26 protein-coding genes are annotated in these 25494 nt (G+C 65.1%); 14 read left to right on the forward strand and 12 right to left on the reverse strand.

Annotation, left to right across the window (positions count from 1 at the left end; genetic code table 11):
• Positions 1-77: 77 nt before the first annotated feature.
• Positions 78-1124 (reverse strand): NAD(P)-dependent alcohol dehydrogenase, encoded by a 1047-nt coding sequence (locus ACVOMH_RS03795; RefSeq protein WP_481551092.1) that lies wholly within the window; start codon positions 1122-1124, stop codon positions 78-80.
• A 226-nt stretch (positions 1125-1350) separates the two neighbouring features.
• Between ACVOMH_RS03795 and ACVOMH_RS03800 the strand changes: the two genes are divergently transcribed.
• Positions 1351-2385, forward strand: coding sequence for an HPP family protein (locus tag ACVOMH_RS03800; RefSeq protein ID WP_481551093.1), 1035 nt, complete (start codon positions 1351-1353; stop codon positions 2383-2385).
• A gap of 316 nt (positions 2386-2701) precedes the next feature.
• Here ACVOMH_RS03800 and ACVOMH_RS03805 read toward each other — a convergent pair whose 3' ends face one another.
• From ACVOMH_RS03805 to ACVOMH_RS03825, 5 genes are all read right to left on the reverse strand, one after another.
• Positions 2702-3205 carry a hypothetical protein gene (locus ACVOMH_RS03805; protein ID WP_481551094.1) on the reverse strand — a complete coding sequence of 168 codons (504 nt, stop codon included), beginning with the start codon at positions 3203-3205 and terminating at the stop codon, positions 2702-2704.
• A 203-nt stretch (positions 3206-3408) separates the two neighbouring features.
• Positions 3409-4074, reverse strand: coding sequence for a hypothetical protein (locus ACVOMH_RS03810; protein WP_481551095.1), 666 nt, complete (start codon positions 4072-4074; stop codon positions 3409-3411).
• A gap of 1001 nt (positions 4075-5075) precedes the next feature.
• Entirely contained in the window at positions 5076-5411 is a 336-nt protein-coding gene (locus tag ACVOMH_RS03815; RefSeq protein ID WP_481551096.1) for a hypothetical protein, read from the reverse strand.
• Between the two features lie 19 nt (positions 5412-5430).
• On the reverse strand, positions 5431-6453 hold the full coding sequence (locus tag ACVOMH_RS03820; protein WP_481551097.1) for an N-acetylmuramoyl-L-alanine amidase: 1023 nt from the start codon (positions 6451-6453) through the stop codon (positions 5431-5433).
• A 412-nt stretch (positions 6454-6865) separates the two neighbouring features.
• The gene (locus ACVOMH_RS03825) at positions 6866-7348 is read right to left on the reverse strand and encodes a pyridoxamine 5'-phosphate oxidase family protein (RefSeq protein ID WP_481551098.1); all 483 of its coding nucleotides are present in this window, start codon (positions 7346-7348) and stop codon (positions 6866-6868) included.
• A 448-nt stretch (positions 7349-7796) separates the two neighbouring features.
• Here ACVOMH_RS03825 and ACVOMH_RS03830 point away from each other — a divergent pair, with 448 nt between their 5' ends.
• From ACVOMH_RS03830 to ACVOMH_RS03845, 4 genes are all read left to right on the forward strand, one after another.
• Complete coding sequence (locus ACVOMH_RS03830) at positions 7797-9092, forward strand: solute carrier family 23 protein (RefSeq protein ID WP_481551099.1); 1296 nt, start codon at positions 7797-7799, stop codon at positions 9090-9092.
• A 323-nt stretch (positions 9093-9415) separates the two neighbouring features.
• Positions 9416-9565: a hypothetical protein gene (locus ACVOMH_RS03835; protein ID WP_481551100.1), complete on the forward strand. Its 150-nt coding sequence runs from the start codon at positions 9416-9418 to the stop codon at positions 9563-9565.
• Positions 9558-9764 carry a hypothetical protein gene (locus ACVOMH_RS03840; RefSeq protein ID WP_481551101.1) on the forward strand — a complete coding sequence of 69 codons (207 nt, stop codon included), beginning with the start codon at positions 9558-9560 and terminating at the stop codon, positions 9762-9764. Before ACVOMH_RS03835 ends, ACVOMH_RS03840 begins: the two co-directional genes overlap by 8 nt.
• Before the next feature lie 540 nt (positions 9765-10304).
• Entirely contained in the window at positions 10305-10553 is a 249-nt protein-coding gene (locus tag ACVOMH_RS03845) for a hypothetical protein (protein ID WP_481551102.1), read from the forward strand.
• A gap of 13 nt (positions 10554-10566) precedes the next feature.
• Here the strand turns inward: ACVOMH_RS03845 and ACVOMH_RS03850 are convergent, their stop codons facing one another.
• From ACVOMH_RS03850 to ACVOMH_RS03865, 4 genes are all read right to left on the reverse strand, one after another.
• The gene (locus tag ACVOMH_RS03850) at positions 10567-11847 is read right to left on the reverse strand and encodes a hypothetical protein (RefSeq protein ID WP_481551103.1); all 1281 of its coding nucleotides are present in this window, start codon (positions 11845-11847) and stop codon (positions 10567-10569) included.
• A gap of 3 nt (positions 11848-11850) precedes the next feature.
• Positions 11851-12615 carry a TSCPD domain-containing protein gene (locus tag ACVOMH_RS03855; protein ID WP_481551104.1) on the reverse strand — a complete coding sequence of 255 codons (765 nt, stop codon included), beginning with the start codon at positions 12613-12615 and terminating at the stop codon, positions 11851-11853.
• An 85-nt stretch (positions 12616-12700) separates the two neighbouring features.
• The gene (locus tag ACVOMH_RS03860) at positions 12701-13516 is read right to left on the reverse strand and encodes a histone (protein ID WP_481551105.1); all 816 of its coding nucleotides are present in this window, start codon (positions 13514-13516) and stop codon (positions 12701-12703) included.
• Between the two features lie 144 nt (positions 13517-13660).
• Positions 13661-15814, reverse strand: coding sequence for an adenosylcobalamin-dependent ribonucleoside-diphosphate reductase (locus ACVOMH_RS03865; RefSeq protein ID WP_481551106.1), 2154 nt, complete (start codon positions 15812-15814; stop codon positions 13661-13663).
• Positions 15815-16277: 463 nt separating this feature from the next.
• On the opposite strand from ACVOMH_RS03865, the gene ACVOMH_RS03870 reads away from it, so the two are divergent.
• From ACVOMH_RS03870 to ACVOMH_RS03900, 7 genes are all read left to right on the forward strand, one after another.
• Positions 16278-17705: a Do family serine endopeptidase gene (locus ACVOMH_RS03870; protein WP_481551107.1), complete on the forward strand. Its 1428-nt coding sequence runs from the start codon at positions 16278-16280 to the stop codon at positions 17703-17705.
• 108 nt (positions 17706-17813) lie between these two features.
• On the forward strand, positions 17814-18173 hold the full coding sequence (locus tag ACVOMH_RS03875) for a hypothetical protein (RefSeq protein ID WP_054660582.1): 360 nt from the start codon (positions 17814-17816) through the stop codon (positions 18171-18173).
• 5 nt (positions 18174-18178) lie between these two features.
• Complete coding sequence (locus ACVOMH_RS03880) at positions 18179-18667, forward strand: phage holin family protein (RefSeq protein ID WP_481551108.1); 489 nt, start codon at positions 18179-18181, stop codon at positions 18665-18667.
• Entirely contained in the window at positions 18664-19089 is a 426-nt protein-coding gene (locus ACVOMH_RS03885; protein ID WP_057505853.1) for a hypothetical protein, read from the forward strand. Before ACVOMH_RS03880 ends, ACVOMH_RS03885 begins: the two co-directional genes overlap by 4 nt.
• Positions 19090-19137: 48 nt before the next feature.
• On the forward strand, positions 19138-20232 hold the full coding sequence (locus tag ACVOMH_RS03890; protein WP_481551109.1) for an AI-2E family transporter: 1095 nt from the start codon (positions 19138-19140) through the stop codon (positions 20230-20232).
• 43 nt (positions 20233-20275) lie between these two features.
• The gene (locus tag ACVOMH_RS03895) at positions 20276-20986 is read left to right on the forward strand and encodes an HAD family hydrolase (RefSeq protein ID WP_481522602.1); all 711 of its coding nucleotides are present in this window, start codon (positions 20276-20278) and stop codon (positions 20984-20986) included.
• A 36-nt stretch (positions 20987-21022) separates the two neighbouring features.
• Positions 21023-22393, forward strand: a complete 1371-nt coding sequence (locus ACVOMH_RS03900) for a leucyl aminopeptidase family protein (RefSeq protein WP_481551110.1) — start codon at positions 21023-21025, stop codon at positions 22391-22393.
• 34 nt (positions 22394-22427) lie between these two features.
• Here ACVOMH_RS03900 and ACVOMH_RS03905 read toward each other — a convergent pair whose 3' ends face one another.
• Both ACVOMH_RS03905 and ACVOMH_RS03910 read right to left on the reverse strand, forming a co-directional pair.
• Positions 22428-23174 carry an anti-sigma factor family protein gene (locus tag ACVOMH_RS03905; RefSeq protein ID WP_481551111.1) on the reverse strand — a complete coding sequence of 249 codons (747 nt, stop codon included), beginning with the start codon at positions 23172-23174 and terminating at the stop codon, positions 22428-22430.
• Entirely contained in the window at positions 23171-23686 is a 516-nt protein-coding gene (locus ACVOMH_RS03910; RefSeq protein WP_054660978.1) for an RNA polymerase sigma factor, read from the reverse strand. The genes ACVOMH_RS03905 and ACVOMH_RS03910 overlap by 4 nt, the downstream gene beginning before the upstream one ends.
• A 150-nt stretch (positions 23687-23836) precedes the next feature.
• On the opposite strand from ACVOMH_RS03910, the gene ACVOMH_RS03915 reads away from it, so the two are divergent.
• Entirely contained in the window at positions 23837-24931 is a 1095-nt protein-coding gene (locus ACVOMH_RS03915; RefSeq protein WP_481551112.1) for a catalase family peroxidase, read from the forward strand.
• Positions 24932-24942: 11 nt separating this feature from the next.
• Positions 24943-25491, forward strand: coding sequence for a cytochrome b (locus ACVOMH_RS03920; protein WP_481551113.1), 549 nt, complete (start codon positions 24943-24945; stop codon positions 25489-25491).
• Positions 25492-25494 lie beyond the last annotated feature (3 nt).

Genomic DNA, 25494 nt, shown 5'->3' on the forward strand with positions numbered 1-25494 from the left:
CGGGAGGCGGCTTGCAGGGCGCGTACCTTACGCCCTCGCCCGCAGCGGCGCACGTGCGCCGCCACGATGGATTCCCGTCACTGCGGCAGCGAGGCCATATCGATGACGAAGCGGTAGCGCACATCGGATTTCTCCATGCGCTCATAGGCCTCATTGATCTGGTCCATACGGATCATTTCGCAGTCCGGCAGGATGTTCTTCTCCGCGCAGAAATCCAGCATCTCCTGGGTCTCGCGGATGCCACCGATCAGGGAACCGGCGATGCAGCGGCGGCCCAGCAGCAGTGGCACGGAGTTGATCTGGCCCATCGGCCCGACCTGGCCCACGATCACCAGCGTGCCGTCCATATCCAGCAGCGGCAGGTAGGGGTCCAGCTCGTGCTTGACCGGCACCGTGTCGATGATCAGATCGAACGAGGCCGCGGCCGCGGCCATCGCCGCCTCGTCACTGGAGACCAGCAGACGGCCGGCGCCCAGTTCCAGCGCATCGGCCTGTTTGGACGGGCTGCGGCTGAGTACGGTGACCTCGGCGCCCAGACCGACCGCCAGCTTCACCGCCATATGGCCCAGACCGCCCAGGCCGATCACGCCAACACGGCTGCCCGGGCCCACGTTCCAGCTGCGCAGCGGCGACCAGGTGGTGATACCGGCGCACAGCAGCGGCGCGGCGCGCGCCAGGTCCAGCCCTTGCGGCATGCGCAGGCAGAATTCCTCGCGCACCACCAGATGCTTGGCGTAACCGCCCTGGGTGGGCTCGCCGCTGATGCGGTCGGCGCCGGCATAGGTGCCGGTCATGCCGTTGCGGCACAGCTGCTCCTGGCCGCTGTCGCACTGGTCGCAGGCCAGGCAGCTGTCGACCATGCAGCCGACCGCGACATGATCGCCCACCTTGTAGCGACTGACCTCGGCACCGACCTCGATCACCCGGCCGACGATTTCATGCCCCGGCACGATCGGGTAATAGCTCCAGCCCCAGTCGTTGCGGGCGGTGTGCAGGTCCGAATGGCAGACGCCGCAGTACAGGATCTCCATCGCCACATCGTTGCTGCGCAGCGCACGGCGTTCGAAGGTGAAAGGCGCCAGCGGCGAGGTGGGATCGAAAGCGGCGTAACCGTGGGTTTTCATGGGGTCATCCGGTAAAGCCGCGGTGCGGCGCAGGCGCACAGTCTAGGTGCGCACCGGTGATGGCATAAGTCACGCCGGCAGGATGCAGCTGTCCATACATGGCCACCGCAGGCATATCGAGCGAAGAAATCGCCATGAGCCGACGCCCGAATCGCCGCATTGCGTGTAGTGCGGCCAGCCCCTGTGACCTGAAAATAGGGGCGACACCTGCTACCGCTTTGCGCCGATGAAATCCTCTCCCACACCGCTCCCGCCGCTTCGCAGCTGGCTGGGTATTGAACGCAACCAGACCCGTCACGGCGAAAAGTGGATCTCCGCGCTGGGCGCGCTGCTGGGCCTGCTGGCGGTCTACCAGCTCACCCACTGGAGCTTTCCGCACGGCTTTGACGGCCATCCGGGCAGCACCCTGCTGTTGGCCTCGATGGGTGCCACCGCGGTGCTGGTATTCGCGGTACCGCACGGCGCGCTGTCGCAGCCGTGGCCGGTGCTGGCCGGGCACCTGGTCCCCGCGTTCATCGGCGTCAGCTGCCAGCAGCTGTTTCCCGGCCAGGTATGGACCGGCGCACTCGCGGTCGGACTGGCGGTGGCGGCAATGCACTACCTGCGCTGCATCCATCCACCCGGTGGCGCCACCGCCCTGGCGGCGGTGATCGGCGGCAGCGACGTGCATGCGCTGGGCTACCACTATCTGCTCACGCCGGTGGCGATCAATGTCGGCGCGATCCTGCTGGCGGCGGTGCTGTTCAACGCCTGCTTCGCCTGGCGCCGCTATCCGGCCCATCTGCACCGCCGCCGGCAGCCCCTGCCCAGCGTGAGCCCGGCCCAGCGCAATTTCGATCTGACCCAGGAGGATTTCCACGCCGCCATCGGCCAGCTCAACTCCTTTGTCGACATCACCGACGAGAACCTCACCGAGCTGCTGGAACTGGCCAAGCAGCATGCCGAGCGCGTGTCGCTGCACCCGGCGCGGATCCAGGCCGGGCGCTGCTACAGCAATGGCCGGCTGGGCCGCACGTGGAGCGTGCGCCAGGTGCTCGCGCTGCCGGCGGCAGGCACCCCCACCCCCCGTCTTTCGTATCGCATCGTCGCCGGCGCCGGTTGCGGCCAGCAGGGCGAGGCCAGTCCGGCGCAGTTCCAGCACTGGGCCCGCTTCGAGGTGGAGGCGCGCCAGGACGGACGCTGGATCAAGACCGGCGCCGGGAAACTGCCGGCGACCACCGGACAGGACGCCGCGCGCCGCCCGCCTTCGCTGCCGGCGTAAAGCACGCGCGCAGTCGCGCTCCGACAAGCCCGGCGGCAACAGGTGCCGGCAGTCGTGCCTCCTCCATCGCGCGGGCGAAAGACGGGCGCGCCAGCGACCGCGCAACAACGGATAACGGTTGCTGATCGGATCGGCCCAGGCGGCGGAGAGCAGCAGCGGCGCGACCGCGCAGTCGGCCAGGCTGACATGCCGCCGCATGCCGCCTCCAGCCGCTGCCCGGCGAACATGCCACCGAAAGAAAAAGGCCGGCGCGCAAACCCGCGGCCGGCCCTGCTGGTTCCGCCAGAATCAACCGGCCCGGTTCAAACGGCCATATTCATCCGGCCACCCAGGTGCCGCCGCCCATGCTGCAGCTCTGCGGCAAACCTTCCAGACTGTCGGCGGTGCGCTCGTAGTAGTGGCCGTCGAACCTGCCACCGAAGATGTTCCGGCACACGCCCTGCGAGGGCGACGGGCAGGCCTCCATATAGGTCACCTCGGCCGGTGCGCTGCCGGCCTGCTTCAGGCCATCGGCCAGCCCTTCGCAGGCCCGGGCCAGGTCCTGCTCGGTGCTGGTGCCGGCGATCTGCATGCAATCGCGCGAGCGGATCGACTCGCCGAGGACGGTGATGGTGCCGGCGATCATGCAGGCACGCCGCGCGCCCGCCGTGGCGGTGTCCGTGGCCACTGCGGGGCCCGTGGCGGCAGTCTCTTCCGCCACCGGCGCGGGTGCCAGCGTCAGCGGGGCCGTTGCCAGCGCCGGCTGCTCCGGCTCGGAACAGGCCGACAGGCCCGCCACCATGGCCACCATCAGCCCCACCCATTTCCCTGTCTGTCGCACATTGCACTCCTGTGTCTTGATGGACTGCCGATCATAGGCAATGCAGGACATCGGCGCCCATCGATGCAGATCACAGTTACAGATACCGTCGGCCACCTACGCGCCGGTTGCGGCGCGGTGGCCGCGCCAGCAATCGCCGCCACACAAAAAAAGGGCCAGGCATCCGCCTGGCCCTGGTACCGGCCCGCGCAGGCGTGCGGCGGTCAGAAACGGTAGACCAGGCCCAGACCCAGCACCGGGTACACGCTCAGATCGATCTTGTCTTCCAGCTCGCGGCGCTCCTGCTCCAGGTCGGCCTTGAACTGCGGATCGGCGGCCAGCCCGGTGGCGGCCAGGCTGACGCTGGTCTTGGCCGAGATCACGCCCAGGTCGGCGTAGAAGCCCAGGCCTTCACCGCGCGAACGGTAGCCCACGCCCACATACGGCGCCACGCTGTCCTTGATTTCCACGCGGCCACGCAGCTGGCCCACATCGGCGGCGGTGTACTGCACGCCGTTGAACTCGTAGACCCCGCCGGCACGCGGGGTGCCGGTGACAGCCGCGCGGATATCACCGACCACCAGACCGGCCGAGACGTGGAAGCCGCCCGACAGCGGATGCCAGTTGAGCTTGACGGTGGCGTTGTTGAATTTCAGATCACCCTGGTAGCGGACGTCATCGGTGTTCTCGTCGCCGTCGATGGTGAAGGCGTTGTAGCCCACGGTGGCGGAGAAGCGCTCGGTGAACTGCGAATTCAGGTCCACGCCATAGCCCAGCGTGGACACGCCGGCACCGACGCTCACGTCGTCAAAGGCGGCCGCGGCGGCGGCGGGGACAACCAGGCTGGCAGAGAACGCAACGGCCAGGGCGAGGACAGTGGGTTTGAACATGAATATGAAATCCGGAAAGAAAGAGATCGGCCATAAGGCGCTGCCGGTAACGGCCGTACGCGCCGAATCTTTAATGGTCTGCCTCCATTTGACGTTCCGCTGACGAAAGACCGCTGCCCAAATCATGTTGACCGTCGCACCCGGGCCGCCAAATACAGGGCTCGGCATGCCGCAGAAAGTGGATGCACCGCCGATTTCAGAAATTCGAAATGCAAGGAAGAAAGCGCAGAGCCCCATGTAAATGGTGCGGACTGCATAGCAAGAGAGAAAAGCTTTCGTGCACCTGCGCTTATACGCTGCTGTGACCAACCATTCGGCGGCTGAAGGGCCATTCTTTGCTTTCGCAAAAAAACAGCCGTAACAGGAGCCGTTCCAACAACCGATGACGGGTCAAACACATCACGGATGCACGACCGCGCCTTGCGCGAGTCCGTCACGCTCAGGCGCATGTTTCGTTCGAAGGCACGTCACTAGTTTGGTGAAAATCGACACGCTTCTGCGCATCGCGCTGCGGTTACCCGCGCCCGCCATCAGCCATGCGTTAGGGGAATGAAGGCCCACTGCAGTAAGCAGAAGCAGAAAATCGAATGGCAAAGGGCGACTGAAGACTCGGCTACCGCGGCCAACCGTGCCGATGCCAGTTCGTCCCTGGTCGCCAGCGACTGTTGTTGCTGTTGTCTGCCGCACTTGATCCACCCGAACTCTCAAGGCCTGCCGAGCACCGTAGTGGATCGAGGGAGAAAGGTGCGGCACTGAGCGCCGCGAGTTCCGCGCCGCCCCGACCCGCGAGGAGCGCAGGGAACCGATGCGGCTTCATCGCATCGGCATGCGCCCGGTGGAAGTGGCTTGATTCGCACCTGAATTACGCCCCTTCGGGCCGGCTTCGCCGTTGATCGCTCCGCTCCAGTGACTACGTTTGCTGCGTGAAACGTAGCCCGCACGCACAGTCCGTGGAAGCCGTTGCCTGGCCACGCCAGACAGAAGTGACCCCGGCCCTTTGTTCACTGCCCGCCCTGGGGCATAAGGATCACCAGCGACTCGCACGCGGCCTGCGCGCAGCCGAGCAGACGCGTCTCATGGCTGCCGCGCCACGTGCTGGTACCTGCGGCATTGATCTCGAAATCCCAGATCCGGCCTTCGGCCTGCACCCGCCCCTTGATTGAACAGGGCAGCCAGTCGTAATCGTGCAACTCGCCCTCCCGCAGCGGTTTGCTCAGGCGGAAAAGGGTCGTCGCCTGCCGGGCGTCGAGCGACCAGGCCTGGCAAGTGGCCGCCTCCGCGGACGACCGGCGCGCGCTTTCCAGGGGCTGATAGACCGGCTTGAGAATCTCAAGCACGGTGATTTCCGGCCCGCTGCTATCGGGCCGGTCCTGCAGGTGGCACCCCACCAACATCGGCAGCAGGAGCAGCAGGCGGATACAAGCCCGCACCTTCGCCAGGGGTTTTGCGCGAGATGACATCATGCTGATACACGTCATGGTCGGTAAGCCCGAAGTTGTGCTGCAAGGTGGAAACCAGTTTGCGGATTGATGCTGTCTGCGCCGCGGTGGGCGAATCCCACGTACTGGTGGCTGCACGGTATCTGCCCACCACCTCGATACCCACACTGTCGCCATTGACTGGATAGCGCTCTGGATACGGGCGGCTGGATTCGACCCGACTGACCGCCCGTACCGCCGCGGCGCGCCACTCCGGGACCGCTCCCCTTGCCACCTCGAGCTCACGCTGATCTTCCGGCGTAAGGGTTCCTTCAACTTCGCCACGCGACCGTATCGCGCCCACATGCCATGCCTGACGCTCGATACTGACGGTCTGGTGGATCGTGCCATCGAGGTCGATCAGAAAGTGGGCGCCCGTTCCGTCCGCCCGGGTCCGCCATGTGTCTATCGTTCCGGCGGCCGTACTCGATTCTGTTCGATGCAGGACAATGCCATTTACCTGCGGCATCGCGCCCTGCTCGATCTTGGCAATCGGCGTGTGGACGATCCCGGAGTCGGTCAGGAATCCATCCGCACCGATCGTTAGCTGTCGTCCAAAAGGGGCCAATGTCACCTGGGCCGATTGCAGGCGCGCCTCGACAGACACACCGAACCGCAGTGCAGCAGGGTCCGGATCATGCCGGTGATATCCAGCCACCGGCATGGCGAACAGGACCGCGCGAGCCCCCTCCGCCTGTCCCGCAACAACCTGGCCAATATCCTGCGCGCGCATGTGCGGGTGCCGACTGCGCACCTCCGCATACAGGGCGGCAGCCAGATTGACACAGTGGTCCGGCGTCCATCGCTGCAAACCCTCCACTCCGGACAGGAGCCGCTGGTACAACGCGTTGTCGGGATGGATCGGGGAACTGGGAAGATGAGTAGATCGTGATTCAACCATCTGTATTCCTCCTTGAATATTCTTCCAGAAGGCGACGCCCCACCGGCTGGGATCATACGGATATCGCAAGGGGGCAAATGCGGCACGGATACCATTTTCCAGAGCGGGAGCAGGCAGGCCTCACGACCTGAACCCGGGATGCCGGCCAACGGCGTGTGACACAGCCCGTGCAAAACGGCCATGCAGCCCGGCTTCCGGCATAAAGGCCCTATCGCCGTCTCCAGAATACAAAGGCCGGGCAACAGCCCGACCTTTGCAACCATCGCCCGTACAGAAGATCCATTGAAAACAACGACGGTGCGCCGGTTTTACGTCCCCTGTCTTGCCCATGCGAAATGGCTGCCGTGTGGCAGCCATTTCCATGGATCGGACAGGGCGCGGCGTTCAATCCCCTTCGATACGCGGGCACCGCTCAGCGCAGATTGATGTGCGCCTGGTTGTCGGCGTAGTCCTTCTTCGGGTCCACACCCAGCATCATCTTGATCCCGGCCAGAAGGTTGTTCTCGTTCTTCCAGACCTCGGCATCAGCGGGATCAAAGCGCAGCAGTACCAGCGTGGGATCATCCTTGCCCTCGAACCACGCGGCAATAAACGGGTTCCACAGGCGCTCGATCATGGCCGGATCGTTGTGCACGCTCAACGTGCCATTGATGGTCGCAAACAGTTCATGCCCCTTGGCCACCACGAGCACCTGCGCCGCCGTCCCCGTCCGGGCCAGGTCCGCCAGCGTATTGGGCCGGCCGGCGAAGAACCATACCGGGCCATGCTCTCCCTCCACCAGGGCGGTCATCGGCCTGGGCGCGCCGTGGTAACTGCCCGGCACACCCAGCAGCACGGTACGGTCGGAGGCCAAGGTTTTCCAGAGTTTTTCCTGAAGCTCTTCGGGTGTGGTCATCCACGTTTCTCCACTTGAGGGAAACCCGATCCTCGCCGACCGCCCATATGCAGACAGTGATGACAGACGCCGCCATTGATGACATCACCGCAACCTGCGCACTTTCGCGATCCGCGCAGCCCAGGGAACCGGTGCCGCTTCATCACATCGACATGCATCCAGCGGAAGCGGTTTGATTCGGACCTGCGGCGCTCATCCTTCGAGCCGGCGTCGCCGTTCATCGCCACGCCCGGCAGGTGACTTCTGCCGCGTCAGCCGATCCTCAACGGCCGAATGGCCGGTCAAATGCACCCGGCCGCGGAGCAGGCGAAAGCCTTTGACCTCGAGCCATCGCCAAAACCAGCGGGCCAGAGCGAATAATTGACTCTGACAGCGGGGTTTTCTTCCGATTTCCGTGGGCACGCCCGGCCTCTACAATCAGCCCAGCAGTTCTCCGGATGCAAACCAGATGGGCATGTTCTCATGGACCGAAAAGTCCCCCCCCGCGCTGCAGAACGGCGGCGTCATCGGACCCGACGAGCGCCTGCCCTGGGCACAAACGGGGCTAATGGGCATCCAGCACGTGATCGCCATGTTTGGCTCGACGGTGCTCGCGCCCATCCTGATGGGGTTTGACCCCAACCTGGCCGTGCTGATGAGTGGTGTCGGCACCCTGATTTTCTTCCTCATCACCGGCGGCAAGGTCCCCAGCTACCTGGGCTCGTCGTTCGCCTTCATCGGCGTGGTGAACGTGGCCACCGGCTATGTGGCCAGCCAGGGGGCCAACGCCAATATCGGGCTGGCGTTGGGCGGCATCATGGCCTGTGGCCTGGTCTACATCGCCATTGGCGTGCTGGTCCACGCGGTGGGCACGAGATGGATCGAACGCTTCATGCCGCCGGTCGTCACTGGCGCCGTAGTGGCCGTGATCGGCCTGAACCTGGCCTCGATTCCCATCAAGACCATGGCCGCCAACAACTTCGATGCGTGGATGCAGGCGGTGACCTTCCTGTCGGTCGCGCTGGTGGCGGTGTTCACCCGCGGCATGCTGCAGCGCCTGCTGATCCTGATCGGCCTGATCGTGGCCAGCGGCATCTATGCCGGTCTGACCAACGGCCTGGGCATGGGCAAACCCGTCGATGTCAGCGGCATCGCCGCCGCCCCGTGGTTTGGCCTGCCGTCTATGCATGCGCCGGTTTTCAGCACCCGCGCCATGCTGCTGATCGTGCCGGTGGTGATCATCCTGGTGGCCGAGAACCTGGGCCATATCAAGGCGGTGACCGCCATGACCGGCAGGAACCTGGACCAGTACATGGGCCGCGCCTTCATCGGTGACGGCGTGGCGACCCTGGTTTCCGCTGCCGGCGGCGGCACGGGCGTGACCACCTACGCCGAGAACATCGGCGTGATGGCCGCCACCCGCATCTACTCCACCGCGGTGTTCCTGGTCGCGGCGCTGATCGCCATCGCGCTGGGCTTCTCACCGAAGTTCGGCGCCCTGATCCAGGCCATCCCGCTGCCGGTGATGGGCGGGGTGTCGATCGTGGTGTTCGGTCTGATCGCCATTGCCGGCGCCAAGATCTGGGTCGACAACAAGGTGGATTTTTCCGACACCAAGAACCTGATCGTGGCGGCCATCACCCTGATCCTCGGCACCGGCGAGTTCACCTTGAAGTTCGGCGAGTTCGCGCTCGGCGGCATCGGCTGCGCCACCTTCGGCGCGATCGGGCTTTATGCCTTGCTTGGTCGCACCAAAGCCCAGTGAAGCGGCACCTGTCTAAGACGGACAGAACGGAAACCCAGGGCCAGAGCGAATAATCCACTCCGCCCCCTGCTCCCCCTCTGATCTTGAAAAGCCAAGGCAGAAAAGCTTTCGTGCACCTGCGGTGTGCGAGTCACTTTTCTTTGCCTGTGCAAAGAAAAGTAACCAAAAGAAAGCACACCCGGGACGCATGCCCGCGCGATGCGCGGGTCCGCCACTGCCCGGCGCATTTTTCGACGGCACATCCATGTACCGGCGAAAAACGACGCGCTCCTGCGCGTCGCCCTTCGGGTATTCGCGCCAGTCATTGGCCATGCTCTACGGGGATGAACGTCAACCGCGACGGCCGCATTGCCACGCTGTTGCTGTTGCTGTTGCTGTTGCTGTTGCTGTTGCTTACAGCATTTGATCTACCCGAGCCGTCAAAGCGTGCCGAGCACCGCAGTGGATCGGGGGAAGAAGGCGCGGGTGTCTGAGCGCAGCGAGTTCCGCGCCGCCCCGATCCGCGAGGAGCGCAGGGAACCGATGCAGCTCCATCGCATCGGCATGCGTCCGGCGGAAGCGGTTTTGGTTCCTTTTGCCAAGACAAAAGGAACCCGCACGCGCAGCGTGTGGAAGCCTTTGACCTTGACCCATCTCCATAACAAAAAGGCCAGAGCGAATAATCCACTCTGACCCCTGTTTTCCTGGTTTTGGTTCCTTTTGCCAAGACAAAAGGAACCCGCACGCGCAGCGTGTGGAAGCCTTTGACCTTGATCCACCGCCAAAACAAAAGGATCAGAACCAACAATCGACTCTGACCCCTGTTTTTAGCTTTTGATTTCAGCTTTTGATCCACCCGAGCCGTCAAAGCGTGCCGAGCACCGCAGTGGATCGGGGGAAGAAGGCGCGGGTGTCTGAGCACAGCGAGTTCCGCGCCGCCCCGATCCGCGAGGAGCACAGCTGACCGATGCGGCTCCGTGAAGAAATAGGTGCGCCCGCAACCCGGTTCCGTCGGTATCGCACCATCCCAAGCTACTCCGTGCCCTATCACGCGACCCACCGTAGCCCGGGTAAGGCCCGGGCCGCACCCGGGAAAGCCGCACGTTGCCATCAGGGAACGCCCCGGGTGCGCGTCGCTTACCCGGGCTACGCGTTGTTGGCTTACCGCATTTGATCCACCCGAGCCGTCAAAGCGTGCCGAGCACCGCAGTGGATCGGGGGAAGAAGGCGCGGGTGTCTGAGCGCAGCGAGTTCCGCGCCGCCCCGATCCGCGAGGAGCGCAGGGAACCGATGCGGCTTCAACGCATCGGCACGCGTCCGGCGAAAGCGGTTTTGGTGACTTTTGCCGCATCAAAAGTTACCCGGCTGCGCAGCAGACGGAAGCCTTTGACCTTGATCCACCCCAAAGAAAAAGGGCCAGATCGAATAATCGACTCTGACCCCTGTTTTTGGCTGACCCCTGTTTTTTTTGAACAGGGCTAAGTTACTGTTCTCGTCAATCGAAGAGCGAGATCAAGGGGCCATCTCCTGCAAGCAATGCCACCTTCTCAACCTCTTCTTTGGTAAGCAATCCCATAGCCACTAATTTCTTAATTATCTCAGGGTAGCTAAAGCTCCACTTGACCTCACCATTGGAATTTGCCGCCAAAATTCTTCGCGCATTTTCCTTACTCAGAACGGTCAGCATTCGCTCCCCAATAACGGAGAGCACCGCATTTGATGAATCCCAACTCTTTGATTGCTCCACAAGCTCGATAGCACGCTCAACAACGGCTTGCGCAGGCTCAGCTGCAGCACGCTGGACAAAATCACGCATCTGGGACGCGGTGACCCTAGAAAGACGTTCCAAGGCAACCTCAAGCAACAAGCTATCGGTAGCAATGAAATTCAAAACCGCCAACTTAGTATCGTCCAGCCCTTTAATGAAAGATTTGAGCCTGATCTGAAGCGCAGCACTGACGTACCTTTCAAAATCCGGCTCCTTATTCAGAAGTACAATAAGGCGATCCAGATATTCGTCTGACGTCTTTTCAAAGACAGAGCTAATTTTTGATTCAACAACTTCGCCTACAACTTCCGCATGCATCTTTCGGGTAGCCGAGGCAGCAGCGCACCGCCTTTCGAAAGTACCAGCAGGAAGTTTCTCTCGAATTAGAGAAGTTGTGCACCCTAAGAAAAATTCGCGAACGACGACCTTTTTAGCGCGAACGAGAGGCGTCCCACTAAGTGCAATAGCAGCTTCACTAATTTTCACAGGGAAAAGCGGGGAATCGACGGCAGCCTGAATTGCGCTTAGAGCCACCTTGCCCTGGACCGGCGCACGATGCATAACGTGCTCGACAGCATTTCTTAAATGCATCCTTGCCAGCTCGGGGGTTGCATCTAGCTCATCCGAATCCTGGTTTATGTTCGGGTGGCCGAATCGATTTCGATCTTCGAATAGACGCTTAAGATCAACCAGCTCTTGAGATGAAATAAGCTCGAAATCGTCACGAGCAACATCAAGCACTTCTCTTTCGAATTTCAAAGCAGCAGCAGTGTCTCGCGCGCCTTGAATTCGATCGAACTCCAGCACAAGCTTCTTAGCAGACTCATCCCCAGAAAGAGCTAGCTCTCTAAACTTTTCGATAAAATCGTATATAAGAGCGATCCAAGTTGCGACTACGCATGAGCGATACGCACCAGCCTTGTAGCAAAGCACAGCTTCACGAATAAACGCCCTTCCTCTTTCGCCTCGAACGCGTTCGACAAGCTCTTCTATATCAACAAGCGCCATAAGTTACCCGCACTTTGAATACCCGCAATTCAAGCAGGTCTGACACCCATCCATCACCACCAGCGCCTTGGTGCTGCACTTGTGGCACATGGTCGCCGCGGCCGGGAAACTGCCGTTGTCGGCACTGGCGTCCTCGCCCGCTTCCACGGCGGCAACCGCGACGGTTACGGCTTCAGCGTTTTTTTTTGAGTGTTCCTCGAACTGCTTGCGCTTCTCGGCAATCATGGCGCGCTGGTGCGCGCTCATTTCCGGATCGTGCAGCAGGCCGATCGACTTCATGTGCTCTTCGACGATGAAGCCCAGCTCGGCCACCAGCGACGGCATGTACACGCCACCGGCCTTGAAGTAGCCGCCCTTCGGGTCGAACACGGCCTTCATCTCATCGACGATGAAGGTGACGTCGCCGCCCTTGCGGAACACGGCCGACATGATGCGGGTCAGCGCCACGATCCACTGGAAATGCTCCATCGACTTGGAGTTGATGAAGATCTCGAACGGACGGCGCAGCTCGTGCTGGGTATCGGCGTTGAGCACGATGTCGTTGATGGTCACGTAGAAGGCGTGCTCCACCAGCGGCGATTTGATCTTGTAGGTGCTGCCGATCAGCACTTCCGGGCGCTCGATGCGCTCGTGCATGTGCACGATGTTGTCCAGCGGCGAGGCGTCCTGGACCACGGCAACCGGGGCGCTGGCCGCTGCTTCCCGGGCTTTGTCGTCCGGAGTGACGACGGAGTAACCCTTGATTTTCTTGTCGATTTTGACGGCCATGGTGCGTGTCCTGGATATGCGTGGTGGTGCGGGGTATGCGGCAGCAACCCCGTCCTCGCGGTGAGGACGGGGCGCGCGGTGCGACTTACTTGCGAACGGCCTTCTTGACCGCCTTCTTCACGGTCGCGGCCTTTTTGGCAGCGGTCTTTTTGGCGGCCGCGGCCTGCTTGACGACCTTCTTTTCAACTTTCCTCACCGCTTTCTTGGCGGTGGCGACCTTCTTGACGGCCTTTTTCTCGGCAGTCTTTACCGCCTTCCTGGCGGCGGCGACTTTCTTGACCGCCTTTTTCTCGACCTTCTTCACTGCCTTCTTGGCAGCGACGACCTTCTTGACCGCCTTCTTCTCGACGCTCTTCACCGCCTTCCTGGCGGCGGCGGTCTTCTTGACCACGGCCTTGGCCACCTTCTTCTCGGTGGCCTTCACTGCCTTTTTGGTGGCAGCGGCTTTCCTGGTCACGGCCTTGGCGACCTTCTTCTCGGCGGTTTTCACCGTCTTCTTCGCCGAGGCCGCCTTGCTGGCCGCGGTCTTCTCGACCTTGGCCAGGGCCTTCTTGGCCGCGGCGCGCTTGCCGGCGCCCTGCTTCTTCAGCGCGGCCGCTTCGGCCTGGGCGTTGACCTTGGCCGTTTCCAGCTTCTTGCGTACCGAGGAGACGGTCTTCTTCACTTCCTTGCTGGCAGCGGCCGCCTTCTTGGCGACGACCTTCTCGGCCTTGGCCACGGCCTTCTTCACCTTGGCGACCTGCTGCTTGGCGCCGGCCTCGGCTTTGCGGGCGCGGGCCTTGACTGCGACAACGGCGTCGCTGGCGGTGACCGCCAGGCTGTCTCCCAGATGGGCGGTGGTTTCTTTCACAGTCTCGACAACCTGGGAAACGGTCGCCGTCACACCATTACCATTGCTCATAAAGCCCTCCTCAGGGCGTCGGGTCTGTAACGTGGGCGATGCTATCTCGAAGCCGATGCAACGTGGAACTCACGCGGTACAACCCGATGGCGGCGACCATCGCGTCACCGCCCCGCCGCAGCGGCGGGACGGCCGGGACATTACTCAGAACTTGCCGTAATACCCTTCTTTCAAGGCATCGAACAGGTTGGCGGCGGTGTGCATTTCGCCGTCGTACTCGATCTGTTCGTTGCCCTTGACCTCCACCGTGGAGCCGTCTTCCAGCTCGAAGCGGTAGGTGGTGTTTTCCAGGTCCGCTTCCTTGACCAGCACGCCCTGGAAGGCGGCCGGGTTGAAGCGGAACGTGGTGCAGCCCTTCAGCCCCTGCTCGTGGGCGTAACGGTAGATGTCCTTGAACTGCTCGTACGGGTAATCGGTGGGGACGTTGGCGGTCTTGGAGATCGAGCTGTCCACCCACTTCTGCGCGGCGGCCTGCACGTCCACGTGTTCCTTGGGCGAGATGTCGTCGGCGCTGATGAAGTACTCCGGCAGCTGCGCGTCGGCGTCTTCGGCAAACGGCATGGCCTTGGCGTTGACCAGCGCGCGGTAGGCCAGCAGCTCGAAGGAGAACACGTCCACCTTCTCCTTGGACTTCTTGCCCTCGCGGATCACGTTGCGGCTGTAGTGGTGCGCGAACGAGGGCTCGATGCCGTTGGAGGCGTTGTTGGCAAGGCTCAGCGAAATCGTGCCGGTCGGGGCGATGGAGCTGTGGTGGGTGAAGCGCGCGCCGGTTTCGGCCAGTTCCTTGACCAGTTCCGGGGCAACCGTGGCGATGCGCTGCATGTAGCGGCTGTACTTGGCGTGCAGCACCTTGCCGGCGATGGTCTGGCCGACCTTCCAGCCGTCCTTCTTCATTTCCGGGCGCTGGCGCAGCATCGCGGCGGTAACGGTGAACTGCTCGTCCATGATCGGCGCGGCGCCCTTCTCGCGGGCCAGTTCCAGACCGGTTTCCCAGCCGGCCACGGCCATGTCGCGGGCGATGGCTTCGGTGAATTCGCACGATTCCTTGGAGCCGTACTTCATCTGGAGCATGGTCATGGTGCTGCCCAGGCCGAGGAAGCCCATGCCGTGGCGGCGCTTGCGCATGATCTCGTTGCGCTGCTGCTCCAGCGGCAGGCCGTTGACCTCGACCACGTTGTCGAGCATGCGGGTGAACACGCGCACCACTTCCTTGTACTCGTCCCAGTCGAAGCTGGCCTTGTCGGTGAACGGATCGCGCACGAACTTGGTCAGGTTGACCGAGCCCAGCAGGCAGGCGCCGTACGGCGGCAGCGGCTGTTCGCCACACGGGTTGGTGGCGCGGATGTTCTCGCACCACCAGTTGTTGTTCATCTCGTTGACGCGGTCGATCAGGATGAAACCCGGCTCGGCGTAGTCGTAGGTGGAGACCATGATCATGTCCCACAGGTGGCGGGCACGGATGTGGCCGTAGACCTTGCAGGCGACCAGGCCATCGTCGCGGACGATGTAGTTCTCGTGGGTCGGCCAGTCGCGCCAGACCACGTCCTCGGCCTTGGCCAGGTCGATGTCGCCGTGTTCCTTGGTGTTGAACGGGAACACCAGCGGCCAGTCGGCATCGGTCTTGACCGCCTCCATGAAACCGTCGGTGATCAGCAGCGACAGGTTGAACTGGCGCAGGCGCCCGTCCTCGCGCTTGGCGCGGATGAAATCCTTCACGTCCGGGTGCGACACATCAAACGTGCCCATCTGCGCGCCACGACGGCCACCGGCACTGGACACGGTGAAGCACATCTTGTCGTAGATATCCATGAAGGACATCGGACCGGAGGTGTAGGCGCCGGCGCCGGCGACGAATGCGCCGCGCGGGCGCAGCGTGGAGAACTCGTAGCCGATGCCGCAGCCGGCTTTCAGGGTCAGGCCCGCTTCGTGGACCTTCTCCAGGATGCCGTCCATCGAGTCGGTGATGGTGCCCGACACGGTGCAGTTGATCGTGCTGGTGGCCGGCTTGTGTTCCTGCGCGCCGGCATTGGAGGTGATGCGGCCGGCCGGGATGGCACCGCGGCGCAGCGCCCAGACGAAACGCTCGTACCAGTAGGCGCGCTTCTCTTCACTGGCTTCGGCATCGGCCAGGGCACGGGCCACGCGCTGGTAGGTACCGTCGATATCGGCATCCAGCGCTTCACCCGCCTTGGTCGTGAGGCGGTACTTCTTTTCCCAGATGTCCTGCGAGGCAGGCTGCAGAGGGATCAGGTCCGATTTGGTTTGATTGCTGACCACTTCAAGACGCACCGTGCTCATGATTATGGAAATTCTCTTCAAGGCGCCATGGGGCGCGATTTGGCTCTTCCCCGGCGGGCCGGGCGGCAACGACGACGACGCACAGCCGCGTGGTTACGCGCCTGCTGGCGAGATGAGGGGACTCCGGGGACTACCGGTTATCTGCATCGTTTTCGCTGTCATTGCACGCCTTCCGCTGGGGTGCTCGCCCCGAGCATAACCCTACTGCTTGGGGGCGCGTTTCACATCAACCCAATATATTGTGGCTGATGGCGAGGCCAAGCTTACCCAGCGGCAAGGTGATGTCAAACGAAAAATCTGCCGCCAGCCCCTTGCAATCGGCGAAGCGCTTGCCGGCCTTGGGATTGCGGCGGTGCGGAATATTTCATTGTCGATTTAGCCATCGGCGGCCACACTCGCGTTCAGTGAATTCCGCCCCATCCCGACGCGCCCCCTGGCGCCTGTGCACGGAGCTACCGCACTTATGCGACCGATCCCCACTTTGCTGCCTCTGGCCCTGGCCGCCGCCTTCGGTGGCTTTACCGCCACGGCGATCAACGCCCACCTGGACAACCGTGCCGATGCAGCGCCGCTGGCCAGCGCGCTGCCGGCCACGGCCGCGTTGCCGGCCTCGGTGGCCGGGCAGCCGCTGCCCTCGCTGGCGCCGATGCTGGAGCAGGTGATGCCGGCCGTGGTCAGCGTCAATACCAAGCAGGTGGTACGGGTGCGCAACCCCTACTTCAACGATCCGTTCTTCCGCCGCCTGTTCCCGCAGGTGCCGGCCGAGCGCATCAACGAGTCGCTCGGCTCGGGCGTGATCATCGATGCGGCCAAGGGCTATGTGCTGACCAACCACCATGTGATCGAAAACGCCGACGATGTGCAGGTGACCCTGGCCGACGGACGTACGGTCAAGGCCGAGTTCCTCGGCTCCGATGCCGACACCGACATCGCGTTGATCCGCATCCCGGCCGAGAAGCTCACCGAGATCCGCCTGGGCAACAGCGACCAGCTGCGCGTGGGCGACTTCGTGGTCGCCATCGGCAACCCGTTCGGCTTCAGCCAGACGGTGACCAGCGGCATCGTCTCGGCGGTGGGCCGCAGTGGCATCCGCGGGCTGGGCTACCAGAACTTCATCCAGACCGATGCCTCGATCAACCCGGGCAACTCCGGCGGTGCGCTGGTCAACCTGTCCGGCCAGCTGATCGGCATCAACACCGCCAGCTTCAACCCGCAGGGCAGCATGGCCGGCAACATCGGCCTGGGCCTGGCCATTCCCTCCAACCTGGCGCGCGACGTGGTCGAGCAGCTGATCACCAAGGGCGTGGTGGTGCGCGGCACGCTGGGCGTGGAAACGCAGAACCTGAGCCCGCAGATCGCGCAGGGCCTGGGACTGGCCGAAGCACGCGGCGCACTGGTGACGCGGGTGCTGCCCGCCTCGGCGGCGATGGCCGCCGGGCTGAAGGCCGGCGATGTGATCACCGCGATCAACGGCCAGCGCGTGGACAACGCGCAGGCGCTGCACAACTTCGAGGGCCTGCAGCCGGTAGGCCGCACGGTGGAGCTGGAAGTGCGTCGCGACAGCAGAGCGCTGCAACTCAAAGCCACCTTGAAGGAACAGCCGCGTGCGGTCAGCGGCGAAACGCTGGATCCGCGTCTGAGCGGCGCGACCTTCGCCGATCTGCCCGAATCACTGCGTCAGGCCGGCCTCAACGGCGTGCTGGTCAGCAACGTGGCACGGGGCAGCCGCGCCGCACAATCGGGGCTGGCCAGTGGCGATGTGATTCTTGCCGCCAGCAGCGGGGAGTTCACCGATCTGGCCAGCTGGCGCGCCAGTTTCCAACCACGCCCGCCGCAACTGGCGCTGAGCATTCTGCGCGGCAACACGCGCGGTCAGCTGTTGATGCGATGATGGTTCATCGTCCGTAACGCGCCTTACACCCCGCGACTGGTATTTCTGGACGCCCGCTGCAACCCGCGCGCCGCCTCGCGGCGCTCCCGCTGAAACCAGGAGATCACGATGAGCCCCACCAATACCGAAAACATGAAAGAGCATCTGGGCGAGGCCGGCGCGCACCTGAAGTCGGCCGCGAATGCCGCCGGCTCGGCGGTCAAGGGCGCCGCCGGCGCCGCCACTGACGAACTGCGCCTGGGCAAGGCCAACATGAAGGCCGAGCTGTCTGACAGCGCCCTGTCCGGCTTGGCCGCGGCCGAGCTGGGCGGTGCCGCCGCCAAGGAACAGATGGACGCACTGATGGACAAGAGCAAGGATCTGATCGACAGCGCCGCCGAGCTGATCCGCGAGCGGCCACTGGCCTCCTTCGGCGTGGCCTTCGCCGCCGGCTGGATCATCGCCAAGCTCGCCCGCAGCAACGACTGACCGGCGTGAGCGAACACGCCACACCGCCACCGGGTGAACCGGCAGGAGCGGATGCGCCAGCCCCCGGACTGGAAGAGAGCATCCGCCAGATCGGCAATGCCGGTCGCCAGACGCTGGATTCGGCCTCCCACACGTTCCGTTCGCTGCGGCGCCTGGCCTCGGCCGATTTGGCCCTGGCCCGCAGCGCCTTCGGCCGTGCCCTGGCTTGGAGCGGGGTGGCGATCGTGTTCGGCGCCTCGGCGTGGCTGCTGCTGGCCGCCACGCTGGTCGCGTTGCTGCAGTACCTGGGCCTGTCACTGTTCATATCGCTGCTGGTCCCCACCCTCGCCAGTCTGGCGATGGCCGGCTATGCGATCTGGAGGGTGTCGTACTTCTTCCACCACACCGGCATGCATGCCACCCGCCGGCAGCTGTCGCGGATGGGCCTGTTCGATGAGCCCGGCGATGAAGATCCCGATGCCCACGTGACCGTGCCCGGGGACAACACGCCATGAAGTTCGAAGTCCTGCAGCGCCGCGTGCGGCGCGCCGAAGCCGTGGTGCAGGTCCGCAGCACCGAAACCCTCAGCCAGTGGAATTTGCTCAACCATGTCTGGCGGCGCGCCTGGACCCCCGGGCGCATCGTCATCGCCGGCCTGGCAGGCGGCTTTGCGGCCGGCAAGCTGGAGCCCGGTGGCGCCTTCAGCGGTGGCCGCTGGCTGCAGATGATCGGCTCGGTCTCCGGACTGGTGGCCTCGGCACAGGCCTCGGTGGCTTCATTTGCGGCCGCAGCCGCGGGCATGGCGGCGCAACAGGCCAGCGCTGCGGCCGATGATGCCGGACAGGCGGCCGAAACCGCCGCTTCGACCGGTGCCGCAGCCGCCGACCCCGTGCAGCCACGCGCGGCCGAAGCCGCCACCGATGTATCAGAGTCCTGAGCTCCCGCGCCGGCACACCGCCCCTCCCTCTTTCTGAGCATCGTCCGCATGTCCGAGTCGTTGCCCGAAATTGCCGCACCTGAGGACCCGCCTGCCCCCGCGCCACGTCCGCGTTCGCCGACGGCGCTGGTGGTGCTGGCCACCCTGGCCGTCGGCTACACGCTGTGGGCCGCGCAGAGCGTGATCCTGCCGGTGCTGCTGGCGATGTTCTTCGCACTGGTGGGAAACCCGATCATCCGCGGGCTGCAGAGGCTGCATGTCCCGCGGTTTCTGGGCGCCGTGCTGGTGTTGCTGGGTGGGCTGGCCGGCAGTGGCGCGCTGGCGGTGCAGCTGGCCGGGCCGGCCAGCGACTGGGTGCAAGAGGCGCCGCAGCAGATGCGGCAGATCTCGCGCCAGGTGCAGGCGCTGGTCAAACCGGTGCAGCAGGCCAACCAGGCGGCCGAGAGCTTTGCCCGCGCCGCCGCCGGCGAGGGCAGCCGCAAGGTGCAGGTGATCCGTACCCAGCTCGATGACCCCTACAAGGCGCTGGTGCGCACGCCCAAGCTGGCAGCCTCGGCGCTGGCGGTGGTGCTGCTGACGCTGTTTTTCATGATCTATGGCGACAGCCTGCAACGGCATGTGCTGGCGCTGCTGCCCACCCGCCAACAGAAGCGTTTCACCGCCGACATCCTGCGCTCGATCGAGCGCGAGATCTCGCGCTACGTGCTGACCATCAGCGTGATCAACGTGCTGCTGGGGCTGGCCCTGGCCGGCGCGCTGATGCTGCTGGGCATCGCGCTGCCCGAAGCGTTGCTGTGGGGCACGGTGGCGGCACTGCTGAATTTCGCGCCCTACGTGGGGCCGCTGCTCGGCATCGCGTTGATGCTGCTGATGGGCTTTGTGCAGTTCCGCGATCCGCTCACCGCGTTCCTGCCGGCGCTGTGCTACCTGGCCTTGCACACGCTGGAGGGCCAGCTGGTGACGCCGGTGGTGCTCGGCCGCAGCATGGCGATCTCGCCGCTGATGCTGATCCTGGCGCTGATGCTGTTCGGCTGGCTGTGGGGGATGGTCGGGCTGTTGCTGGCGGTGCCGCTGCTGGTCTGCGTGAAACTGGTGCTGACCCGGCTGGACGGCATGCAGGGCTGGGCCAGGCTGCTGGAATAGTGCATCGCAGGCCTGCGCCGATGGCTTGACGTAAAATGGCGCGGTGAACTTCCCTGTCCTAGCCATCACCCTCGATCTGGACGACACCCTCTGGCCGTTCGCGCCCATCGGCGCGCGGATCGACCAGGTGCTGCACGACTGGATGCGCGAGCACAGCCCGGCGACGGCCACCCTGTACCCGGTGGAAGCGATGCGCGAACTGCGCGAGCGCACCTTCGTCGACAACCCCCATCTGCACCATGACCTGAGCGCGTTGCGGCGGCTGACACTGGCCGAAGCGCTGGACAACAGCGGCGCCAACCCGGCGCTGCTGGAGCCGGCCTATGAGGCCTTCTACGCCGCGCGCAACCAGGTCGAGTTCTATCCCGATGCACTGGCCGCGCTGCGCCGTATCGCCACGCGCGTGCCGGTGGCGGCGGTCAGCAACGGCAACGCCGATCTGCAGCGCATCGGCATCGGCGAGCTGTTCGCCTTCCAGCTGGGTTCGCGCGAGTTCGGCGCGGCCAAGCCGGACCCGGGCATCTTCCATGCCGCCTGCGAGCGCCTCGGCGTGGCGCCGGCACAGGTGCTGCACGTCGGCGATCACGCCGAGATGGACGTGGCCGGCGCCATCCGCGCGGGCCTGCGCGGTTGCTGGATCAATCGCGACGCACATACATGGACCCATCCGGAGCTGCAGCCCGATCTGCAGTTCGACACCCTGACCGGACTGGCCGACTGGCTCGATGCCAACGCATCCAGCCACCTGGCCTGAACCGGCGGCCGCCACCAGACGCAGTAGAGGTATTGCATGTCCACGCTCAATGGTTTCACCACGGATTCTTCGCACGCGCTCCCCCTGTACGTGCTCGACCACAACGGTTTTGCCGCGTGGAACGCGCAGCAGCCGGCCGCCCTGCAGGCCTGGCTGAAGAGCCAGCAGTTCAGCGCCGCGCCCGGCTCGGTCGCGCTGCTACCCGGCACCGACGGCCTGGCCGGTGCGGTGCTGGGCGTGGGTGATCGCGCCGATGCCTACAGCTATGCGCACGCCCCGTTCGCGCTCCCGGCCGGCAGTGTCTGGAAGGTGGCCGGCGAACTGGATATGGCCAGTGCCAGCAACCTGCAGCTGGGCTGGGGCCTGGGCAGCTACCGCTTCGCCCGCTACCGCAAGCCGGCACGCGCACCGGCGCAACTGCTGGCCTCCCCGTCCAGCGAAGTGGCCGATGTCATCACCGCCTGCCTGCGCGTGCGCGACTGGGTCAATACGCCCACCGAGGACATGGGCCCGCAGCAGCTGGAAGATGCCGCACGTGCGCTGGTGAACGCCCATGGCGGCGAACTGGAAGTGATCGCCGGCGACGAACTGCTGGAACAGAATTTCCCGACCATCCATGCGGTCGGCCGCGCCTCGCACCGTGCACCGCGACTGATCGCACTGCGCTGGGGCAAGGCCGATGCGCCGCATCTGGCGCTGGTCGGCAAGGGCGTGTGTTTCGACACCGGCGGCCTGGACCTGAAGCCGGCTGATGGCATGCGCAACATGAAGAAGGACATGGGCGGCGCCGCCCACGCGCTGGCGCTGGCCGGGCTGGTGATGGCACAGGAACTGCCAGTGCGGCTGACCCTGCTGATCGCCGCGGTGGAGAACGCGGTCGGCCCGGACGCGTTCCGTCCCGGCGAGGTCATCACCACCCGCAAGGGCATCACCGTGGAGATCGACAACACCGACGCCGAGGGCCGGCTGGTGCTGTGCGATGCGCTGACCTATGCCAGCGAGCAGCAGCCCGAGGCGATCATCGATTTCGCCACGCTCACCGGCGCGGCGCGGATCGCGCTGGGCCCGGACCTGCCGGCGCTGTTCGCCAACGATGACACCCTGGCCCAGCAGTGGCTCGACGCCGGCGACGCCACCCGCGATCCGGTCTGGCGCATGCCGTTGTGGCGCCCGTACCTGCGCTACCTCAACAGCGGTATCGCCGACATGGCCAATGCCGGTTCGCGCATGGCCGGCTCGGTCACCGCCGCGCTGTATCTGGAACGCTTCATCGAAGCCGGCCAGACCTGGGCGCATCTGGACGTGTACGCGTGGAACGACAGCGCGCGCGCGGGCCGTCCGGCCGGGGGCGAAGCGCTGGCGCTGCGCTCGGCCTGGGCGATGCTCAAGACCCGTTACGGCCGCTGAGCATCACCGCTGCGGGCTGATGTCCTGACGGGCGTCAGCCCGCGGTGTGCAACAACGGTCGCAACTCGCGCATCCGTGCCTGGGTGGCCGGCCCGACCAGCGCGAAGGCGGTATTTCCCTCCGCCCAGTACTGCGCCAGCAGGCGCCCATCGCGGCGCTCGCCCTGGCTGAAGCGGTCGCTGCGCGGCCGCAGATACAGGCCGATGCGGGCCCCGTCGGCATCCTGGTAGACCAGCATGGCCGCCGCGCCTTCCGGGGTGGACAGCATGCGTCCGCCCTGCAGCTGGAACCCCTGCGACTGCAGGTCCGGCGCCGCGCCGGCCGCGCCGAAGTTGGCCTGCAGCCAGCCCTGCAGCGGACTGTCACGACCGGCCCCGGACTCCAGCGGCACATCCGTGTCGGCAAACAGACGGTAGGCAGCGACGGCATCGGCCATCGGCAGGCGCTCACCGGCCATGCGCAGCTCGCGCGCCTGCCAGCCCAGCGTCGTGCCAAGACCGAGGGCGAGCACACAACTGGCGACCAGCCCCATCCGCGCGCGTCGTTGCCGCTGCAGCTGGCGGCGGATCTGCGGCGGCGCCAGGGGGGTATCGGCCGGCAATGGCTCCAGACCGGCCCAGGTCGCACGCAGCGAGGCGGCATCGCGTTTCCAGCCGGCGATGCGCGCGGCCTGCTCCGGGTGGTTTTGCAGCCAGTGCTCCAGGGTGCGGACACGGTCGGCGTCCAGGCGCCCATCCACGTAGGCGTGCAGTGCTTCGTCGTCGGGAGGCAGTGTGTTCATTTCAGTACCCGCAGTGCCGGAGTGGTATCGGCGGTGCCTTCATCCAGCGCACGCAGCCGGTCGCGCGCCCGCGACAGCCGTGACATCACCGTGCCGATCGGAATGCCCAGCGCCTCGGCCGCTTCGCGATAGCTGAAGCCTTCAACACTGACCAGCATCAGCAACGCCCGCTGTTCGACCGGCAGCCGGGCAAAGGCGGCCAGCTGCGCACGTCCATCGTGTACGCGCTCTGCCGATGGCGAGGTGCCGGCCTGCTGCGGTGCGAACAAGGCCACCACCCGCTGCCAGCGCGCCGCTCGCCGGCGTTCGTCCATGAACTGGCGATAGAGGATGGAGAACAGCCAGGCCTGCAGCGCATCGTCCTCGCGCCGGGTATGCCAGCGGCGCAGTGCGCGCTCCAGCGTGGCCTGCACCAGATCGTCCGCACTGGCCGGATCGGCCGCCAGTGAGCGGGCAAACCGGCGCAAGCGGGGCAACAGCGCGCGCAGGCGTTCGTCGTCGAAGGTATCCATCACAGTCAGGCAGCAGAGTTACAGGTATGACGCTAATGTCGGAGGATTATTCCCGGACCGGGCAAAACCTTTCCGGAATATTTTTCGCAGTCCGATGGAATAGACAGCGCGCCCGCACGTCCTACCTGTCAACACACCCAGGAAACGCCCATGACTGCCGACTCTCCCCCCCCTGTAACGCGCCGACACCGCTGGCTGCCGCTGGCCGGTATCGCGGGCATCGCCGGGCTCGGCGCGGTCGCCTTTGCCTGGTCGGCCGGCTGGATCGGCAGCAGCCAGCGCCTGACCGCGTCCACGTTCATCAACACGATCGAGGCCACCGGCGCGCGGCATCCCGGTTTCCGCCGTGCCCACAGCAAGGGCATCTGTGTGACGGGCACCTTCCAGGGCACGGCCGAGGGCGCTGCGTTGTCCAAAGCCCGGGTGTTCTCGCAGACGGCGGTGCCGGTGCTGGGGCGGATGTCGATTGGCGGCGGCGATCCGCATGGCGCCGATGCCGCGGCCCGCGTGCGCAGCATGGCGCTGCAACTGCGCAGCGACGACGGCCAGGAGTGGCGGATGGCGATGAACAGCTTCCCGTTCTTCGCCGTGCCCTCGGCGGCGGCGTTTCTGGAGCAGACCCGCGCCCAGATCCCGGATCCGGCCACCGGCAAGCCCGACCCGGCCAAGATGGCCGTCTTCCTGGACAAGTACCCGCAGGCGCGGCGATTCCAGGCCTGGGCCAAGTCGGCGCCGTGGTCCAGCAGCTGGGCCAACACCGCTTACAACGGCATCCACAGCTTCCGCTTCATCAACGCCGCCGGCGACGCCCAGCCGGTGCGCTGGTCGATGCGGCCCCAGGCGCCGTTTGTGGAAATGGACAAAGCCCAGCGCGCGCAGGCTCCGCTGGACTATCTGGCCGAGGAACTGGGCCAGCGCCTGGCCGCCGGCCCGGTGCGCTGGGACATGCAGGTGAGCCTGCCCGAGCCCGGTGATGCGATCGACGATCCCTCCCAACCCTGGCCGGAAAACCGCCAGCAGGTGACGGTGGGCACGCTGACACTGCTGCAGTGGCAGCCGCAGGCCGACGGCGCCTGCCGCGATCTGAACTTCGATCCCCTGATCCTGCCCACCGGCGTGGAAGCGTCCGATGACCCGATCCTGGCGGCGCGCTCGGCGGTGTATGCCAAATCATTCGACCGGCGCGAACGCGAAATCGCCAGCGGCAAAGCCATCCAAGCCACCGGCCAGGGAGTAACCCGATGAGCGGCTCACCCATGAAACCTGATCCTTCGCACTTCAACCTGCTCGCCCGCCTGCTGCACTGGAGCATGGCAGTGCTGATCCTGACGATGCTGTTTGTCGGCGTGATCATGGTCGCCTCGCTGACCTTGCGGCCGGCGCTGATCGACCTGCATCGCCCGCTCGGGATCGCCATCCTGCTGCTGGCACTGGTGCGCCTGGGCAACCGCCTGAGCCACCGCGCGCCGCCGCTGCCAGCCGATCTGCCTGCCATCCAGAAGTTCGCCGCGGAGGCATCGCACTGGGTGCTGTATGCGCTGATGCTGGCGATGCCGCTGATCGGCTGGGCGATGCTGTCGGCCGGCGGCTATCCGGTCGTGATGTTCGGCAGCGTGCATCTGCCGGCGATCGTGCCGCACTCGCCCGGGCTGTATGCGCCGTTGCGGGCAGCGCACGGGCTCCTGGCCTACCTGCTGTTCGCCACGGTGCTGGTGCACCTGTCGGCGGCGCTGTACCACGCCTGGGTACGCCGCGACGGCGTGTTCCAGGCGATGGCCCGCGGCCCACGCCGCGAGCGTCCGTAACGG

The organism is Stenotrophomonas sp. STEN013 (assembly GCF_056760355.1).

Coding starts and splice junctions, on each gene's coding strand:
- ACVOMH_RS03885 (WP_057505853.1), top strand. CDS start 18,664: ATGAAGTTCGAAGTCCTGCAGCGCCGCGTGCGGCGCGCCGAAGCCGTG.
- ACVOMH_RS03915 (WP_481551112.1), top strand. CDS start 23,837: ATGACTGCCGACTCTCCCCCCCCTGTAACGCGCCGACACCGCTGGCTG.
- ACVOMH_RS03830 (WP_481551099.1), top strand. CDS start 7,797: ATGGGCATGTTCTCATGGACCGAAAAGTCCCCCCCCGCGCTGCAGAAC.
- ACVOMH_RS03875 (WP_054660582.1), top strand. CDS start 17,814: ATGAGCCCCACCAATACCGAAAACATGAAAGAGCATCTGGGCGAGGCC.
- ACVOMH_RS03890 (WP_481551109.1), top strand. CDS start 19,138: ATGTCCGAGTCGTTGCCCGAAATTGCCGCACCTGAGGACCCGCCTGCC.
- ACVOMH_RS03920 (WP_481551113.1), top strand. CDS start 24,943: ATGAAACCTGATCCTTCGCACTTCAACCTGCTCGCCCGCCTGCTGCAC.
- ACVOMH_RS03855 (WP_481551104.1), bottom strand. CDS start 12,615: ATGGCCGTCAAAATCGACAAGAAAATCAAGGGTTACTCCGTCGTCACT.
- ACVOMH_RS03835 (WP_481551100.1), top strand. CDS start 9,416: ATGAACGTCAACCGCGACGGCCGCATTGCCACGCTGTTGCTGTTGCTG.
- ACVOMH_RS03810 (WP_481551095.1), bottom strand. CDS start 4,074: ATGTTCAAACCCACTGTCCTCGCCCTGGCCGTTGCGTTCTCTGCCAGC.
- ACVOMH_RS03850 (WP_481551103.1), bottom strand. CDS start 11,847: ATGGCGCTTGTTGATATAGAAGAGCTTGTCGAACGCGTTCGAGGCGAA.
- ACVOMH_RS03860 (WP_481551105.1), bottom strand. CDS start 13,516: ATGAGCAATGGTAATGGTGTGACGGCGACCGTTTCCCAGGTTGTCGAG.
- ACVOMH_RS03905 (WP_481551111.1), bottom strand. CDS start 23,174: ATGAACACACTGCCTCCCGACGACGAAGCACTGCACGCCTACGTGGAT.
- ACVOMH_RS03865 (WP_481551106.1), bottom strand. CDS start 15,814: ATGAGCACGGTGCGTCTTGAAGTGGTCAGCAATCAAACCAAATCGGAC.
- ACVOMH_RS03825 (WP_481551098.1), bottom strand. CDS start 7,348: ATGACCACACCCGAAGAGCTTCAGGAAAAACTCTGGAAAACCTTGGCC.
- ACVOMH_RS03800 (WP_481551093.1), top strand. CDS start 1,351: ATGAAATCCTCTCCCACACCGCTCCCGCCGCTTCGCAGCTGGCTGGGT.
- ACVOMH_RS03910 (WP_054660978.1), bottom strand. CDS start 23,686: ATGGATACCTTCGACGACGAACGCCTGCGCGCGCTGTTGCCCCGCTTG.
- ACVOMH_RS03900 (WP_481551110.1), top strand. CDS start 21,023: ATGTCCACGCTCAATGGTTTCACCACGGATTCTTCGCACGCGCTCCCC.
- ACVOMH_RS03795 (WP_481551092.1), bottom strand. CDS start 1,124: ATGAAAACCCACGGTTACGCCGCTTTCGATCCCACCTCGCCGCTGGCG.
- ACVOMH_RS03820 (WP_481551097.1), bottom strand. CDS start 6,453: ATGGTTGAATCACGATCTACTCATCTTCCCAGTTCCCCGATCCATCCC.
- ACVOMH_RS03870 (WP_481551107.1), top strand. CDS start 16,278: ATGCGACCGATCCCCACTTTGCTGCCTCTGGCCCTGGCCGCCGCCTTC.